Raw genomic sequence first — 14,782 nt, 5'->3', positions numbered from 1 at the left:
CTTTGTCCTCACTTTACTATTTAATAATCTCAAGCGTATCCCCTGTCTTCAATCCGAAGGCGTTGCCGTCATCCGTATCAATATGCATGTCCAGTGCAAAATCATCTCTAACTCGGATCATGACTTCATCCATCAATCCACCTCTCGGCCCATTGATCTTCACCTGGACCTTCTGCCCATTCTGAACACCGAAGGCAGTAGCTTCGCAAGGTGTCATATGAATATGACGCTCGGCTACGATGCATCCCTGCTCTATAACAACGGTTCCCTTAGGACCGATAAGAGTAATACCCGGTGTGCCATGGTGTACGCCGGATTGTCTGACTGGAGGATTTACGCCAAGCCTTCTGGCATCGCTGGGCGCTATCTCTGCCTGCGTATCCTTGCGCAATGGTCCGAGTATGCGAACCTTCTCGAGCCTGCCCTTCGGACCGACCAATGTTACCTGCTCATTTGCTGCAAATTGGCCAGGCTGGGAAATATCCTTGAATTTAGTCAACTCATATCCCGATCCGAACAGGATGTCTAAATGTTCGCGATTTACATGCACATGCCTGGCCGATACACCGACCGGCACATATTTTCGAGGCTCCCCGGAGGGAGCCAATCCAGCTTTATTCAGCTCCTCTATCACAAGCTTTGTAATCGTCTCTGTCCATTCAGCTGTAAGTGATTGTTTCATAGGATCACCACTTCTTAGTTCATGCTAGGGAGAAGCTTCACAACGTCTCCATGCGGTCTAGGAATGACATGTACGGCGATAAGTTCACCAACTCTTTGTGCTGCTTCAGAACCAACCTCTACCGCCGCCTTCACTGCGCCTACTTCCCCCTTCACCATCACGCTGACTAAGCCGGAGCCGATCTTCTCTGTGCCTATGATTTCAACATTCGCTGCCTTCAGCATGGCGTCGGCTGCTTCAATCGCTGCCGTCAAGCCTTTTGTCTCAATAACACCTAAAGATTCATTCATAATGTAACCTCCTTATTTTTTGTTAGGGCCGATCGTTAATTTTCATATTCATTATTTCAGCATAGGAAGCAGCTTCGCTATGTCGCTATGCGGTCTTGGAATAACATGTACGGCTACAAGTTCGCCAACTCTCTGCGCCGCCTCGGAGCCTACCTCTGCGGCGGCCTTCACTGCACCTACATCACCGCGGACAATGATCGTCACCAGGCCTGAGCCAATCTTCTCTGTACCTGCAATTTCAACATTCGCTGCCTTCAGCATCGCATCAGCCGCTTCAATAGCTGCTGTTAAGCCTCTTGTTTCAATAATGGCGATAGATTCCTTCATGGGGATGCCTCCTCAAATTTTAAAAAGTTCATAGAATCGATATAGTAATTGCAGAAGATACACCTAAATCACTCACACCTGCTGAAAGGTGTCCGAGGACTACTTCAACATAGGAAGAAGCTTCGCCACATCGCTATGCGGTCTTGGAATAACATGAGTCGCTACAAGCTCGCCAACTCTTTGCGCTGCTTCGGAACCTACCTCTGCTGCTGCCTTCACCGCACCCACATCGCCGCGTACAATGACAGTGACAAGACCGGAGCCAATCTTCTCCGTGCCTACAATTTCAACATTCGCTGCCTTCAGCATCGCGTCGGCTGCCTCAATCGCTGCCGTCAAGCCTCTTGTTTCGATAATCGCTATAGATTCGTTCATGGGATAATTCCTCCTAATAGGGTTGTATTTTGAAAGAGTTTGGTTCGTACTTTTATTTCCGTTTCTTCATACCCTTGCGAGGGCTAGAAATCTGTGTTTGAACCTCTGCTTGAGTTTGTACTTGCTGATCCTGCACTGTTTCAGAATGGCTCACTTCAACCTTCTTCTCCGGCTCTGGCTTTTGCCTTGCTTTCTTCTTCCGAGGTGCATCTTTATCTTCCGCTATATTCTGCACCGCCGAATCTTGCGCAACTGTCTCTTGCAATAACGACTCGGAGGCGGTTATCTTCGCCGCTTCGCCCTCTTCTTGTACCGGGATAATAAACTTCATAATTTCGCCATGCGGCTTGGGGATTACCAGACTCATCTTAAGCGGATTACTCGGTTTCTTTGCGCAAACCTCTCTAGCTGCTTCAATGGCTGCCGTCACATTCGCAATACTGCCAGCCACGATCACGCTAATGAGTCTTCCTCCCAGATACTTCTCGGCACCGAGCAGTTGAACATGAGACGTCTTGCACATTTCATCGACCAGTTCCAGTGCCGTCGTAAAATGCTGTGCTTCTACAACGCCAATCGCCTCATAGCTCTTCATCTTCATTCTCCATTCTGTCAACCGGAATTATAGGGTGGATTCCTTCATAGGAATTGTTAATCGCATGTACGGCGATGATGTGTCCCGTACGGCCCGCTTCTTCTTCTCCAATCTCCAAGGCAGCCTGTACAGAAGCGGTCGAGCCTTTGATCAATACCGTTACATAACCGGCACCGGATTGTTCAAATCCAATCACTTCGACATAAGCGCATTTGACCATCATATCCGCAGCGCGGATCGCGGCAGTCATCCCGATCGTCTCGATCATGCCCAGGGCTTCTCTCATCTTCTTCCTCCTGCTGACAATCTGCTTATTTGCGCCTTACCTTTCCAAGCGGCAGTAAGGCATGTAATTCTTTGGAGCTTGAAGGAATGCAGCGGATCATCACTTCATTAGGACTTACATACTCACAGGCTGCTTCACGTGCAACCTCAAGCGCCATCTGCACATCGCTGATGGATCCGGTAAATTTCACCTGTACCATGACCGGAATGACGGCATTCTTCTCATCAGGCGGATTGTTGCAATCCATCCCGTGAATCGTAATATTCGCTGTCTTGCATGCTCTGTCCATCGCGGCAAGCGCTACACTGTAGCCTTGAACCTCCAGGAAACCTAGTGCGTAACGATCCATCTCTCATCACCTCCTGATAGGTCACAAATTATACGATTCGAAATGCGCCTTCTGCCAGTACGCAGCGTCTTTGCCTTGTAAATGTTCTTGCCGAGGTTATGCCCTCTCCTGTCGGCCCCGCAATGGTCATCGTCGTATGCCCTTCACCCCCGAAGCCAACACCTGCCAATGACGATGCGTTCTTTACAAAAATCGTCGTCCCGATCGCTCTCGCAAAACGTGTCAGGTTATCAACATCACGTGAATGCATCATCGCTGTATGGCGATTGCCGTGCTCCGCCTTAACCGCCATATCAATCGCTTCATCCAGATTACGTGCCCGGACAATCGGCAGCACCGGCATCATTTGCTCTAACTGAACGAACGGATGATCGAAATCTACTTCACAAATGAGGAGATCGATCTCCTTACCCGGATTCACACCCAGCTTATTCAAGAAAGCCATCGCATCCTTGCCGATCCAATCCTTTACGGTGTGGTACACACGCTTCGTATCGAGCGAGCAGCCTCTTGCTACTTGCTTCTCATTCGCCTCCAGGGCGAAGCTCATCACCTGTTCAAGCTCCTCTTGATCCAGGCGGTATGCACCGTTATTCATCATGTGGTAAATAAGGTCATCCGCTACAGAATCAACAACAAATACCTCCTTCTCAGCAATACAGAGAATGTTGTTATCGAAGGAGGCTCCCTTGATAATTTCTTTGGCCGCGTGCTCGATATCTGCCGTTTCATCAACAAGGACTGGAGGATTGCCTGCTCCCGCACCGATCGCCTTCTTGCCTGAGCTTAGCAGCGCTTTGACCAGTCCTGGACCGCCAGTACCAACCAGCAATTTCGTTTCCGGTGCCGCAACGATCTGATCTAGAGTTTCTTTCGTTGGTTCTTTCACCATCGTAACGAGGTTCTCCGGACCGCCCGCAGCAAGGATCGCCTGATTAATCATTTGGACAGCGAATGCGCTGCATTTCTTCGAGGACGGATGGACATTGAAGACAACCGCATTGCCTGATGCAATCATTCCGATCGAGTTGTTGATAATCGTCTCTACCGGATTTGTAACAGGAGTCACCGCTCCAATTACACCAAATGGCCCTTGCTCCACAATCGTCAAGCCTGAATCTCCGGAAAATGCTAGCGTTTTCAAATCTTCAGTCCCTGGAGTCTTGACAGCCGTTAGCTCCAGCTTATCCAGCTTGTGCGCCAGCTTGCCCAGCTTCGTCTCGCTGACGATCATCTGAGCCAACTCATTCCTGTTCGCGAGAGTTGCTTGACGAATAGCCGTAATCATCGTCTCGCGATCCTCCAGCTTATAGTTCTTAACAAAATTAGCCTGAGCCTGATGAGCCGCCTTCACGGCATCCTCGACCCGATCAAACACCCCATGATCACCGCCAAAGGCTGCCTTTGCTTGCCGTGCAGGTTCAACCTGTACCGCTGCTGAAACAGTTGGGATCGTATCCGATAGCTTCTTCTCGATATTGGTCATGACACTGCTAACAATTTTCTGAACGTCTGCTTCGGTTAAATTCATCGATGCTTCACCCCTCTAATCATTAACTTCCAGCCGTACTTAATCATTTCATGAAAGTCTTCTCATTACTTCTTCCGTTACCTTGGCAACTATCGTCGAAATCATTTCCTGTTTGTCCGCTTCTGGTGCAGCTTGCTTGGTTGCTTGTGCCGCAGCTAGTGCTTCTGAGTCTGTACGGCAGGTCAGGGTACCTCCAGTTTTAATCCCCATGCTCTCTCTGATCTTGATCAGTTCGGTTAACTGCTCACAGGTTAGCTCCTGAACTTGATCCGTAATCTTCTTCGTAAGGATCACAGTCATCGCATAATGCTCCAGCGATTCCATCCGGAAGTAAGCCTCCGTAATATCTCTGCCCCATGTCAGTGCGCCATGGTTGGCCAGCAACACTGCGTTATAGTCCTTACAGTAAGGCGCAATGGAGTCCGGCACCTCCTGAGTGCTTGGTGTTGCATACGGTGCTACAGGCACATTGCCAAGTAAAATTACGCCTTCCGGCGAATACGCCTGATCCAACCCGATCCCAGCAATCGCAAAAGCCGTTGCCGCCTGCGGATGCGCGTGGACTACAGCGTTTACATTTGGATTTTCTCTATAGACTCTTAAATGCATTTTGATCTCTGAGGAAGGCTTCAGCTTGCCAGCCAGTATCTTACCGTTCAGATCTACCTTCACCAGCATATCCGGTGTCATATAACCTTTACTAACCCCCGTAGGTGTAGCCCAAATCGCATTAGGCCCGGTCTTCACTGATATATTTCCATCATTCGCTGCTACAAAGCCTTTCGCATAAACCCGTCTGCCAATTTCACAAATCATCTTCTTTGCTTCAAAATCGCTTAAATGTTTCTGATTATCCAACATGTAGTCACCTCCTGAATTCTCTTTCAAACAAAATCATAACTTCATACATTGATCATACATTGATTTTCCTACTTTATACACTGTTTGTCAATTGTTTATTTCTGATTATGTGATGTTTTGTTGTTTTTGTGTGATGTATCTTAGAGATATACCGAATAATACGTAAATAAAGGCCAAACAACAATTAAATCTGCAAGCTTTCAATCAAGAAAACCCACAATTGCAGTAAATTCCATCCACAAACATGCTATAATAGCTACAAACCATAACTAATTAGGGGAGTGTGTGATCGCTTTATGTTACCAGTTGCCCGTAAGGCCAAAATAAAAGAGTTGATTATAGAGAAGAAAAATGTAACTGTTGCCGAACTTACTGAGATGTTCAATGTAACTGAGGAAACGATCCGCCGAGACCTAAAACAATTGGAGGACGAAGGGGTTTTAATTCGGATTTACGGAGGCGCCTACATCCCGGACGGAGTGCAGAATGACGTGAATGTCAATCTGAGAGAACATATCCATGTGGAGGGCAAGAAACGAATCGCCAGCAAGTGTGTGGAATTCATCAAGAATGGGGACTCTATATTTCTGGATGCCTCCACAACATCCTTGTATATTGCCAACATGATCGCAAACAAACGAATTACTGTAGTAACCAATTCAATCAAAATCGTCAACACACTAGTAGACAGTCCGAATGTTCGTCTAGTCATCGTGGGCGGAGTTGTATCGAACAGTTCTATGTCTGCGCTGGGCCGCAATGCTGAGCAGAACATGAACAGCTATTATTTCGATCTTGCCTTCATCTCCTGCCGGACGATCAGCATGCAGCACGGAATCACAGATTCCAATGAGCAGCAGGCTGAAGTACGGAGACTGGCTGTGGAACGCGCTAACACCGTGTACTTAATCGCGGATCACACTAAATTCGACCGGACTTCTTTTGCAAGTATTTGTGACTTTGAACATATCCACAACATCGTCGTTGACACACCGCTCAGCCTGGAGTGGCACGAGTTCTTGGAAGCCCATAATGTAGCGTTGACGGAATGCGAGGAATAATCCCTCCGCACTCCGGAACATAAGACGAACAAGCCGCCCAGCCTGCAGAACATTCACAGACTAGGCGGCTCTTTATTTGAATACTCCAAAAAAAAGAGCAACCCAGAGCCATTACAGGCCAGAGGTTGCTCTTCATCGGCTAAAATCGCTAGCTATATTTAGATCACCCTATGGGTTGTCCTTGAACATCTTCGGCAGACTCTCTTCAAACGGAGCGTATGCAATACCATTCTCCGTAATGATCGCCGTAATCAAACTATGGTCTGTTACGTCGAAGCTAGGATTATACGTCTGAACACCCTCCGGCGCCTGCGGCTTCACGTAAAACTTCGTAGTGATTTCCTCAGATGGCCTTAGCTCGATATGAATATCGTCGCCGTGTTTGCAGTTCAAATCAACCGTGGATAACGGGGCGCATACATAGAACGGAATTCCATAGTGTTTTGCCAGAATAGCCACACCCGACGTACCGATCTTATTCGCAGTATCGCCATTCTCGGCAACACGGTCGCAGCCGACGAGGACAGCTTGAATCTTGCCCTCCTTCATTACGATGGAAGCCATATTATCACAGATCAGGGTAACGTCTACGCCGGCTTCCTTCAGTTCCCATGCCGTAAGACGGGCTCCTTGAAGCAGCGGGCGCGTCTCGTCCGCATAAACCTTGAAGTTATAATCACGTTCTTGACCTAAATACATCGGTGCAAGCGCAGTACCATACTTGGCAGTCGCTATCGTTCCGGCATTGCAATGCGTTAATAATCCCATCCCCGGCTTAAGCAAGGATAGTGCGTATTCACCGATATTTTTACAGATTTGCTCATCCTCGGAGCGGATCAACTCAGACTCTTCAAGCAAGGCAGCCTTCACTTCAGCCACAGACTTGCCCGCCTCTCGCTTGAAACGGGCTTCCATACGGTCAAGCGCCCAGAACAGGTTCACTGCCGTTGGTCTTGAGGAAGCCAAATATTCCTTCGCCTTGAGGAAATCAGCATACAGTTCATCATAGGTTTCCGCCCCGGATTGCTTCGTTCCGAGATATACACCGTATCCCGCTGCAATCCCGATAGCGGGAGCACCGCGAACACGCAGATGATAAATGGCATCCCATATATCCTTCATCTCCTGGAGCTCAAGGAACACCTTCTCATTCGGAAGCAAGGTCTGATCAAGAATGATAAGTGTATCGTTAGTATCGTCCAATGTTACGGATTGAATTACAGATGATAGAATATCCTGTTGATTAGTCATGCTGCACCCCCGCCTGCAAAATTTCCACGTATTTAGTGCCTGTAGTTAACTGCTCCCTCTCCATGATGAACCGCTTGCCTACAATTAAACAGAACTTCTCAGCCTCTGCGCGCTTAGCCTCATCAGCTATAGACGTTATGTCCTTCACATGAGCCAGACCAAGGGTTCTACGAATCATTTCAAGACCAGCTACAGCCGCGGTATCCTTAAGTATATTGCCTAGATAGAAGGACTTGAAGCCCTCGTAACGGGCAACCCGATCCGCCGCCTTCTCATCCCACAGCTTGTTCCATTTATCCTGGAATAAATCTATGATAGACTGGATTGTCTCAAGCAACCAAGCGATATGCTTCTCCTTGGCCACACCTGCCTCCATTGTCATTTCAGCGTTAATGTATGCAAAGATCAGGTTAGCTATGACATTGCCGATGTCATAGCCTGCAGGACCGTAGAAGGCAAATTCAGGGTCGAAGATCTTAGTTGAATCCTCCTTGATGAAGATCGATCCGGTATGCAGATCGCCATGAATTAGCGATTGTGCATTCGTCATGAATTCAAACTTCAGCTTAGCGGTCTCCAGCAGCAATGCCTCATCCTTCCATAGATGTTCCTCGGCAAATGCTCGGGTTGGACCGAATACATCATTACGGGGACAGTCATAGAACGGCTCTGTATATACTAGATCCTCAGTAATCTCGCACAGATCCTGATTAATGAAGCGCTTAACGAGATCCTTCTTCTCTTTATGATTCATGACAACATCCGAGGTAAGCAGCAAAGTCCTTGCCAAGAAGGTTGTGATATGATCAGCAAACAGAGGAAATTGCTTATGTTCCATAAGCGCCTTTCTCATAATGACATGATCGGACAAATCCTCCATTACGCAGCAATTCATCGCACTGTCAAATTTGTAAATTTGCGGAACAGAACCGGGCGCGAGTTGGTACTGGATGGCAAGAATCTCGCTCTCGATCCGGTTACGGTCGGTAGAAACCACGATATCACTGGAAATTCTAGCTACTGGACCCGCCTGCTTCACTATCACTGATTTGCCCGATTTCTTGTCCTGGATCCGAAACACGAAGTTCAGATTTCCATCCCCGATTTCGGTGCATACCAAGTCCGCATCCTGATCAAATATGTCTAGTTGTGTTGCTGCATATGCAATTACATCTGATTCCTTCATTGTAAAATAAGTGCTGAAATCTCTCATTTTCTCCCATACCTCCTGTAAAGATTAAATGCTTCACCTGCGAGAAACGATAGTTATTTTGATGAAATCAATGAAGTTAGCCTTAGTCCATTATGATTTATTCTTGTAATAGGTCAGAGCTAGCGCCAGAGCTAGAACGGTTCCTTTGACAATATCCATCGCATAGTACGGAACAGACATCATAACAAGCCCATTCTGTAGAACCCCGATCAGAATCGCACCGACAAAGGTACCAATCGCATTCGGTTTTCCCGAACCAAGAACCGATAAGCCGATGAAGGCCGCAGCTACTGCATCCATCAGATAGGGAGCGCCTGCGTTAACTTCAGCGGTCATAACCCGCGATGCCAGAATAATACCGCCGATAGCTGCGAACAGAGCAGACAACAGGTAAGCTGCAACGCGATATTTATTTACAGCGATCCCGGAGAGCTTGGCAGCTTCTGGGTTCCCCCCGATCACGTACATATAGCGACCGTGTTTCGTATAATTCAAGAAAATATGAACAACGGCTACGACAACGACCATAATGATAATGATCCAAGGAACCTGACCCAGCTTGGCAAAGAGCGGGCTGATTGTACCTGTCGCGAAGCTGCCGTCCGGCATAACCATGTTCTCGGATACGGTCGCGCCTCTTGTATAAGTCAAGGCAATCCCCTGAACAATGAACATCATAGCCAGGGTCATTAACATATCCGGAATGCGCAGCTTTACGATCGCGAAGGAATTAAGAATCCCGACAATCAGGCTAACGGCAATTGCTACAATAATGCCCAGCACGATGTTCTGACCGTACCAGACGAACATAGAAATGACGACTGCATTCGCTAGCGATGCAACAGAGCCGACCGACAAGTCAAAACCGTCAACCGACAGGGAGATCGTAATCCCGATCGCGATAATCGTTACGATGGAGATTGACCTTAGAATATTAATAATATTAGATCCTTGCAGGAAGCTATCCGACATTATTCCGAAGAATGCAATCAGGGCCACGATGGTAATCAAGGTTCCGTACTTGTACAGGATATCAAAGAAATCAAATTTACGAGCTGTTTGTACCGAGTTCCCTTTGCTCATACTACTTGCCTCCAGTCGAGTAGAACAGTATCTCTTCTTCATTTGTTTTGCTTGTTTCCAGCTCCTTGACAACCTGACCGTCATAGAGCACGTACATACGATCAGAAATCCCCAGCAGCTCCGACATTTCACAGGATGCGTAAATGACGCATTTCCCCTTTGCCGCTAAACCGGAAATCAGTTCGAATATGTCACGCTTTGCGCCGACATCGACGCCTTTGGTTGGTTCATCGAATATATATACCTCGGCATCACCGACAAGCCATTTGCCGATAGCAATTTTCTGCTGATTACCGCCTGAAAGATTTTTTACTTTTGTTTGTTCATGAGGTGTCTTGACGCCCAGGCTGGCGATCATCTGTCTAGAAATCTCCTTCTCCTTCTTAAAGTTAAGGAAAGTCCTCAAGCTGGTGAATTTGCCCAAGCTTACCGCAGTTAGATTGACTGAAACAGATTCAGAGACGAGAATGCCTTCCTTGCGGCGTTCCTCCGGCACAAGGGCAATCCCTTCCTTCACTGCTGCATGCGGAGTTTTATAAGCCAGCTTTCGGCCGTTCAGGATCAACTCTCCCGTCCTGACCTTGCTTAAACCAAACAACGCTTTACATAGCTCTGTCTTCCCTGCACCAACGAGTCCAGCCAGGCCAACAACCTCGCCTTTGCGCACATACATGTTAATATCCTGAATATTCGTCCCGTCACTGAAGCCTTTGATCTCAAAGCACTTCTCGCCGATGGTGATATTATGCTTCGGAAACTGCTGATCCATTTTCTTGCCGAGCATATATTCAACCACTTGATTCTGAACCAAATTCCCAATCTTCTCTTTAATGACAAACTCGCCGTCGCGCATGATCGTTATATCATCACAAATTTCAAACAGCTCAGGCAGACGATGAGAAATGAAGATTACGCCTACGTTCGCTTGCTTCAAATCTCTGACTATTCGAAACAACTCTTCGGTTTCGGCATGACTTAGCGGAGCTGTAGGCTCATCAAGAATCAAATATTTGCATTCCTTGGAGATAGCTCTTGCGATAAGCACCATTTGCTTCTCTGCCAAGGTTAACTCACTGGCAAGCTTCTTGGTGGAGACTGGAACATGGAGTCTAGCCAGCACTTCCTTTGATTTACGATGTATCTCCTTCCAGTTCACAAACTGCCTGCCGCCCATATCATTTACGGTTTCATCCAGCATGATATTCTCACCAACGGTAAGATAAGGGATTAAGGCTGTATCGACCTCCTGATACACGATCTGAATGCCCAAATCCTTGGCATCCTTCGGAGAACGAATATTGACCAGCTTGCCATCAATGAAGATTTCACCTGTATAGTGGTTATAGGCACCGGAAAGGACTTTCATAAGCGTTGATTTACCTGCGCCGTTGGCACCGATCAGAGCATGGCTTACTCCAGATTCTGTAACAAAATCAACTTCCTTTAACGCCTTAACTCCAGGGAACTCGATCGAGATTTTTTTCATTTCGATGTTGGATCTTTTCATATCGTCCATTTCTTGCCACCCTCTAGCCCGTGTAGTTGTATATAGCGCCCTCTATAGGGAGAGCGCTTACAACCGGGGTATTAGTAACGCTATTTTTTATAAGCGTCCTTAAGCGCTTTCATCCAGTCTGTTAAGAATGCATCTGTTTTGCCCCATCCCGGAACAACCTCCGACAGATTGACCATGTTGACCGGTTCCGTGGACTCCTTAAGCTTCTCTTGTGTAATAAGACTTGCTTCCAAATCATAAGTTTGCGGTGTTTCTTCACCAGCAATTTTATTAAGTAGAATTCGAACGTTAACAGCACCGATCATTTGAGGATCAACTGCAGCCGTGGATACCCATGGACTTCCTTCCATTTGAAGCAGTTGAAGGTCACTATTCGATACGTCGATACCATAGATTTGGATTTCATCGCGTCCAGCTTCCTTAATGGCTCTGGTTGCACCGATAGCGAATGCATCCCAAGCCGCGAACACAGCATCGATCTCACCTTTCTTATGCTTCGTCAGCATGGCGGAAACCGCGTTTTGCGTTTGCACAGAAGTGTCTCCAGCAGCTACGCCAAAGCGTTCTACTTCAACGATACCAGGGTATTGCTTCAATACTTCTTGATACACATTGTTACGTCTTACCATTGGAGGGAAACCGTCAACCCACAGATAAATGATCTTCGCATTCTCGCCCTTCTCTTTGATCAGGTTATCAAGAGTTAACTTGGCAAGCGCCTCATCATCCTGCGATGTTAATGTGACACCGGGAATATTCTTCAAATCAGGGTTTGAGTCAAAAGTTACTACGGGAATGCCCTTATCAACGATCATCTTCACTTCGTCAACGGTAGCTGCATCATCACCATGTGAAATAATGATTCCATCATAATTTTTGTCTACAGCCTGCAAGATTGCATCATGGAATCTTGCCGTATCGCCATTTGCCGTGAAAGTATCCACTGTAATTCCCATCGATTCGCCTTCCTGCTTGGCTCCAGCCAGAAACTGTGCAGTATGGTCATCCCCACCGATTTTGCGGACTACCATTAATTTGATGTTATCCTTGCTCTTGATGGCATCCGGCAATCCTTCGACGACGACTTTCTTCTCGCCTGCACTCTTGGAAGAACCTTCATCAGTCCCTTTGTTAGTTCCGCCACCAGTCGAACAGCCTGTAATCACCAAAAACACGGCCAGCAAACTAATGATAAGCGTTTTCATAAATTTGTATTTCATATTTCCAGCCCCTTTGTTTTGATATAAATTTTCATAAAGAATACAAGCAACAAACTTTCAACTACATCCAGCTAAACGTATCATTTTGTTGTTTGTAATCAGATGTTATCATGTTCTTACTGACATTGCAATTAATATTTATTGTTTTATGTTGTATTTATTCATCATTTATATTGTTTTTGGTATAAATCAACATAAACCCCTATATTTTTTATGGTTTTTTTACCAAATAATACTCATTCATACCTATAATCCAAATAACCCATCATCATCCATGCTCTTATTGGGGTTCTGCCGATAAACCCAGTAAACCCAAGAGAATGGAGTCACTATGTATATTTTACAAGAAAGTCATTTTTCTTTGAAGAACTTCAAAAACTTGAAACTAAAGCGTTTATCTATCTTCTTCAGCACAGTAGCGGACTGGCTAAACGTTGTTTGAGGATCTCGTCACACGCTGTAAAGAGGAAGGAACCATCGATGGAAGTCACGTGCCGATCGACAGTGTAGCAATCCAATCCTACGAGAAGAAACAGCCGAAACGCAAAAGCGAATTGAACGGAAATACCAACTAGAGTACGTTGGCGGTGAGGTTGTAAAAACTTTCTTTGCCGAAGCTGAGCCCTTTGGTGCTTTAACCAAGGCCAGGCTCGTCGTCGGGGCTTGCGATCAAAAATTAGAATCCATTCCCGATCCTCTTCCCGAATGGACAACACGTCATGATGCCGTAATATGCGACTGCTTTAGCTATAGAGACTGCAGCGGCATGTGGGTAACGATGTCTTTATTGAATTCTAATCCACCGACTTCAACAATCTTCTGACCGACTGGTCACAAGCATTCTGGAACGCCCGCTGATTATACGACAACCCTATCTGTGGGCAGGATAATCGCTTCGCTTGGAGATTGAGGATACAAATCTTTTGATTCTAAGGATGTGTTATAAATTAGCAAACTAACGGATGCATTTAGAAGTATGATTTTCAACAAAGCTGCGGGACGAGCTATGATCTGGTGGTTTCTAATTAACATGATTTTGAGTCTAGTTGGATTAGTATTTTTGCGAGATTCCCAAGTTGGGGGCAGTTTAGCAGTAATCACATTCCTATCTTTTATTCTGCTTAGCATTTATATCTTCTATCAATTAATGGTGAGATTAAAAAGTAATTAAGCTTAACTCCTTCAAGCTCAACATACATTTGTAAAAAAAGAGCCCCCTCTTTCCGTCAAAGATGACGTTCAAAGGGGGCTCTAGCTTATTTCACCAACTGTCCGCGTGTCACGCCGAGCTGGTTTGTTGCTTTTAACGTCTTCCATACTTGCGTGCCGCTAATTTCTCCGCGCAAGGCTTGGCTATAGAGACGGATAACCTCATGCACCTGCTCCGGCGTCTCTTCCAGAAATTCCACGCGGTAGCTCCGCACGCCTAGCTCCAGGAAGTTCTGCAAATATTCCGCACCGGATTGCTCAATCGCATTGTATACCGTGTTGCGGCATCCTTCATCGACGCGAACGGGATGGGACATGCCGATCCGATCCTGCAGCGATACTCTGTGCTCTTCACAAGGGCGCCCGCAGTTTGTATAATCCGTGCCCTCGCTCAGGAAGGTGCAGTATACGCAGTGCTCCGTATGGAACATCGGCAAGTGCTGGTGAATGACGATTTCCATGTCTGCCGCCATGCCCTGGCTCTGTCCCAGCAAATCAACCATCTGCTGAATGTTGAGATCGTAAGATGGCGTAACGATGTCGCAGCCTGCATCCAGGAACAGCTCTACCGTTTTATGATTCGCCATATTCAGCGAGAAATCACCGATGAGCCGCGGGTGCTTTGCGTCCGGATTCTCCTGCCGATGGCGCAGGTAGTAATACAGCGCTCCGGTGTTGCGCACCAGCACCGCGTCTGGCTGAAGACGCAGGATATTGTTATGGTAGCCGTTCTCGCCCGGCATATGGATGCGCGGTGTTGCCAGCGCAATCTGTTTGCCCGCAGCATGTACGGCTTCCACTGCTGCCGGGAATTGCTTAATGAATTCAAAGTCGGCGTAGATCATCCCTACGCCCGCCTCCAGCGCAGCCTGCACCTGCGGCAGGCTGCGGCACAGCGCGGTGAGCTCCGCTTCACCGCGCACAGGCGTGCGG

The 14,782-nt window shown here is 47.0% G+C and carries 16 protein-coding genes and 1 pseudogene; 2 read left to right on the top strand and 15 right to left on the bottom strand.

Annotated features, from left to right (window positions below; all coding sequences use genetic code 11):
* Positions 1–16: 16 nt before the first annotated feature.
* The 9 genes from pduL to CZ379_RS07830 form a co-directional block, all read right to left on the bottom strand.
* On the bottom strand, positions 17–682 hold the full coding sequence (pduL, locus tag CZ379_RS07870) for a phosphate propanoyltransferase (protein ID WP_110931150.1): 666 nt from the start codon (positions 680–682) through the stop codon (positions 17–19).
* A gap of 14 nt (positions 683–696) precedes the next feature.
* The gene (locus CZ379_RS07865) at positions 697–972 is read right to left on the bottom strand and encodes a BMC domain-containing protein (protein WP_199925528.1); all 276 of its coding nucleotides are present in this window, start codon (positions 970–972) and stop codon (positions 697–699) included.
* A gap of 51 nt (positions 973–1,023) precedes the next feature.
* Complete coding sequence (locus CZ379_RS07860) at positions 1,024–1,299, bottom strand: BMC domain-containing protein (RefSeq protein ID WP_110931148.1); 276 nt, start codon at positions 1,297–1,299, stop codon at positions 1,024–1,026.
* Positions 1,300–1,398: 99 nt separating this feature from the next.
* The gene (locus CZ379_RS07855) at positions 1,399–1,674 is read right to left on the bottom strand and encodes a BMC domain-containing protein (protein ID WP_110931147.1); all 276 of its coding nucleotides are present in this window, start codon (positions 1,672–1,674) and stop codon (positions 1,399–1,401) included.
* Between the two features lie 52 nt (positions 1,675–1,726).
* On the bottom strand, positions 1,727–2,269 hold the full coding sequence (locus tag CZ379_RS07850; RefSeq protein ID WP_199925527.1) for a BMC domain-containing protein: 543 nt from the start codon (positions 2,267–2,269) through the stop codon (positions 1,727–1,729).
* A complete protein-coding gene (locus CZ379_RS07845; RefSeq protein WP_110931145.1) occupies positions 2,256–2,555 on the bottom strand; it encodes a BMC domain-containing protein in 300 nt (99 codons plus the stop codon). The genes CZ379_RS07850 and CZ379_RS07845 overlap by 14 nt, the downstream gene beginning before the upstream one ends.
* 25 nt (positions 2,556–2,580) lie before the next feature.
* Complete coding sequence (locus CZ379_RS07840; protein ID WP_110931144.1) at positions 2,581–2,904, bottom strand: BMC domain-containing protein; 324 nt, start codon at positions 2,902–2,904, stop codon at positions 2,581–2,583.
* A 28-nt stretch (positions 2,905–2,932) separates the two neighbouring features.
* On the bottom strand, positions 2,933–4,435 hold the full coding sequence (locus CZ379_RS07835) for an aldehyde dehydrogenase family protein (protein ID WP_110931143.1): 1,503 nt from the start codon (positions 4,433–4,435) through the stop codon (positions 2,933–2,935).
* A 48-nt stretch (positions 4,436–4,483) separates the two neighbouring features.
* Positions 4,484–5,296: a class II aldolase/adducin family protein gene (locus tag CZ379_RS07830; protein ID WP_110931142.1), complete on the bottom strand. Its 813-nt coding sequence runs from the start codon at positions 5,294–5,296 to the stop codon at positions 4,484–4,486.
* 296 nt (positions 5,297–5,592) lie between these two features.
* Between CZ379_RS07830 and CZ379_RS07825 the strand changes: the two genes are divergently transcribed.
* Positions 5,593–6,357 (top strand): DeoR/GlpR family DNA-binding transcription regulator, encoded by a 765-nt coding sequence (locus CZ379_RS07825; RefSeq protein WP_110931141.1) that lies wholly within the window; start codon positions 5,593–5,595, stop codon positions 6,355–6,357.
* A gap of 168 nt (positions 6,358–6,525) precedes the next feature.
* On the opposite strand, the gene mtnA is transcribed toward CZ379_RS07825, so the two are convergent.
* From mtnA to CZ379_RS07800, 5 genes are all read right to left on the bottom strand, one after another.
* Positions 6,526–7,608 (bottom strand): S-methyl-5-thioribose-1-phosphate isomerase, encoded by a 1,083-nt coding sequence (gene mtnA / locus CZ379_RS07820; protein WP_110931140.1) that lies wholly within the window; start codon positions 7,606–7,608, stop codon positions 6,526–6,528.
* Positions 7,601–8,821, bottom strand: coding sequence for an S-methyl-5-thioribose kinase (gene mtnK, locus CZ379_RS07815; RefSeq protein WP_110931139.1), 1,221 nt, complete (start codon positions 8,819–8,821; stop codon positions 7,601–7,603). Before mtnK ends, mtnA begins: the two co-directional genes overlap by 8 nt.
* A 90-nt stretch (positions 8,822–8,911) precedes the next feature.
* Positions 8,912–9,904, bottom strand: coding sequence for an ABC transporter permease (locus CZ379_RS07810; protein WP_110931138.1), 993 nt, complete (start codon positions 9,902–9,904; stop codon positions 8,912–8,914).
* 1 nt (position 9,905) lies between these two features.
* Positions 9,906–11,411, bottom strand: a complete 1,506-nt coding sequence (locus CZ379_RS07805) for a sugar ABC transporter ATP-binding protein (RefSeq protein ID WP_110934280.1) — start codon at positions 11,409–11,411, stop codon at positions 9,906–9,908.
* Between the two features lie 89 nt (positions 11,412–11,500).
* Positions 11,501–12,640, bottom strand: a complete 1,140-nt coding sequence (locus CZ379_RS07800; RefSeq protein ID WP_110931137.1) for a sugar ABC transporter substrate-binding protein — start codon at positions 12,638–12,640, stop codon at positions 11,501–11,503.
* A gap of 434 nt (positions 12,641–13,074) precedes the next feature.
* Between CZ379_RS07800 and CZ379_RS27265 the strand changes: the two are divergent.
* Positions 13,075–13,212: pseudogene (locus CZ379_RS27265) on the top strand (transposase); the annotation flags it as partial.
* A 684-nt stretch (positions 13,213–13,896) separates the two neighbouring features.
* On the opposite strand, the gene CZ379_RS07790 reads toward CZ379_RS27265, so the two are convergent.
* Positions 13,897–14,782, bottom strand: an 886-nt coding sequence (locus CZ379_RS07790; RefSeq protein WP_199925526.1) for a U32 family peptidase, incomplete at its 5' end; no start/stop codon positions are given.

Source organism: Paenibacillus bouchesdurhonensis, from assembly GCF_900155685.1.
GTDB classification, from domain to species: Bacteria; Bacillota; Bacilli; order Paenibacillales; family Paenibacillaceae; genus Fontibacillus; species Fontibacillus bouchesdurhonensis.
The sequence above is the reverse complement of the archived record's forward strand: the minus strand, read 5'-3'. Positions and strand labels throughout refer to the sequence as shown.

Coding starts and splice junctions, on each gene's coding strand:
- pduL (WP_110931150.1), bottom strand. CDS start 682: ATGAAACAATCACTTACAGCTGAATGGACAGAGACGATTACAAAGCTT.
- CZ379_RS07865 (WP_199925528.1), bottom strand. CDS start 972: ATGAATGAATCTTTAGGTGTTATTGAGACAAAAGGCTTGACGGCAGCG.
- CZ379_RS07810 (WP_110931138.1), bottom strand. CDS start 9,904: ATGAGCAAAGGGAACTCGGTACAAACAGCTCGTAAATTTGATTTCTTT.
- CZ379_RS07830 (WP_110931142.1), bottom strand. CDS start 5,296: ATGTTGGATAATCAGAAACATTTAAGCGATTTTGAAGCAAAGAAGATG.
- CZ379_RS07855 (WP_110931147.1), bottom strand. CDS start 1,674: ATGAACGAATCTATAGCGATTATCGAAACAAGAGGCTTGACGGCAGCG.
- CZ379_RS07840 (WP_110931144.1), bottom strand. CDS start 2,904: ATGGATCGTTACGCACTAGGTTTCCTGGAGGTTCAAGGCTACAGTGTA.
- CZ379_RS07805 (WP_110934280.1), bottom strand. CDS start 11,411: ATGAAAAGATCCAACATCGAAATGAAAAAAATCTCGATCGAGTTCCCT.
- CZ379_RS07800 (WP_110931137.1), bottom strand. CDS start 12,640: ATGAAATACAAATTTATGAAAACGCTTATCATTAGTTTGCTGGCCGTG.
- CZ379_RS07845 (WP_110931145.1), bottom strand. CDS start 2,555: ATGAGAGAAGCCCTGGGCATGATCGAGACGATCGGGATGACTGCCGCG.
- mtnA (WP_110931140.1), bottom strand. CDS start 7,608: ATGACTAATCAACAGGATATTCTATCATCTGTAATTCAATCCGTAACA.
- CZ379_RS07850 (WP_199925527.1), bottom strand. CDS start 2,269: ATGAAGAGCTATGAGGCGATTGGCGTTGTAGAAGCACAGCATTTTACG.
- CZ379_RS07835 (WP_110931143.1), bottom strand. CDS start 4,435: ATGAATTTAACCGAAGCAGACGTTCAGAAAATTGTTAGCAGTGTCATG.
- mtnK (WP_110931139.1), bottom strand. CDS start 8,821: ATGAGAGATTTCAGCACTTATTTTACAATGAAGGAATCAGATGTAATT.
- CZ379_RS07860 (WP_110931148.1), bottom strand. CDS start 1,299: ATGAAGGAATCTATCGCCATTATTGAAACAAGAGGCTTAACAGCAGCT.
- CZ379_RS07825 (WP_110931141.1), top strand. CDS start 5,593: ATGTTACCAGTTGCCCGTAAGGCCAAAATAAAAGAGTTGATTATAGAG.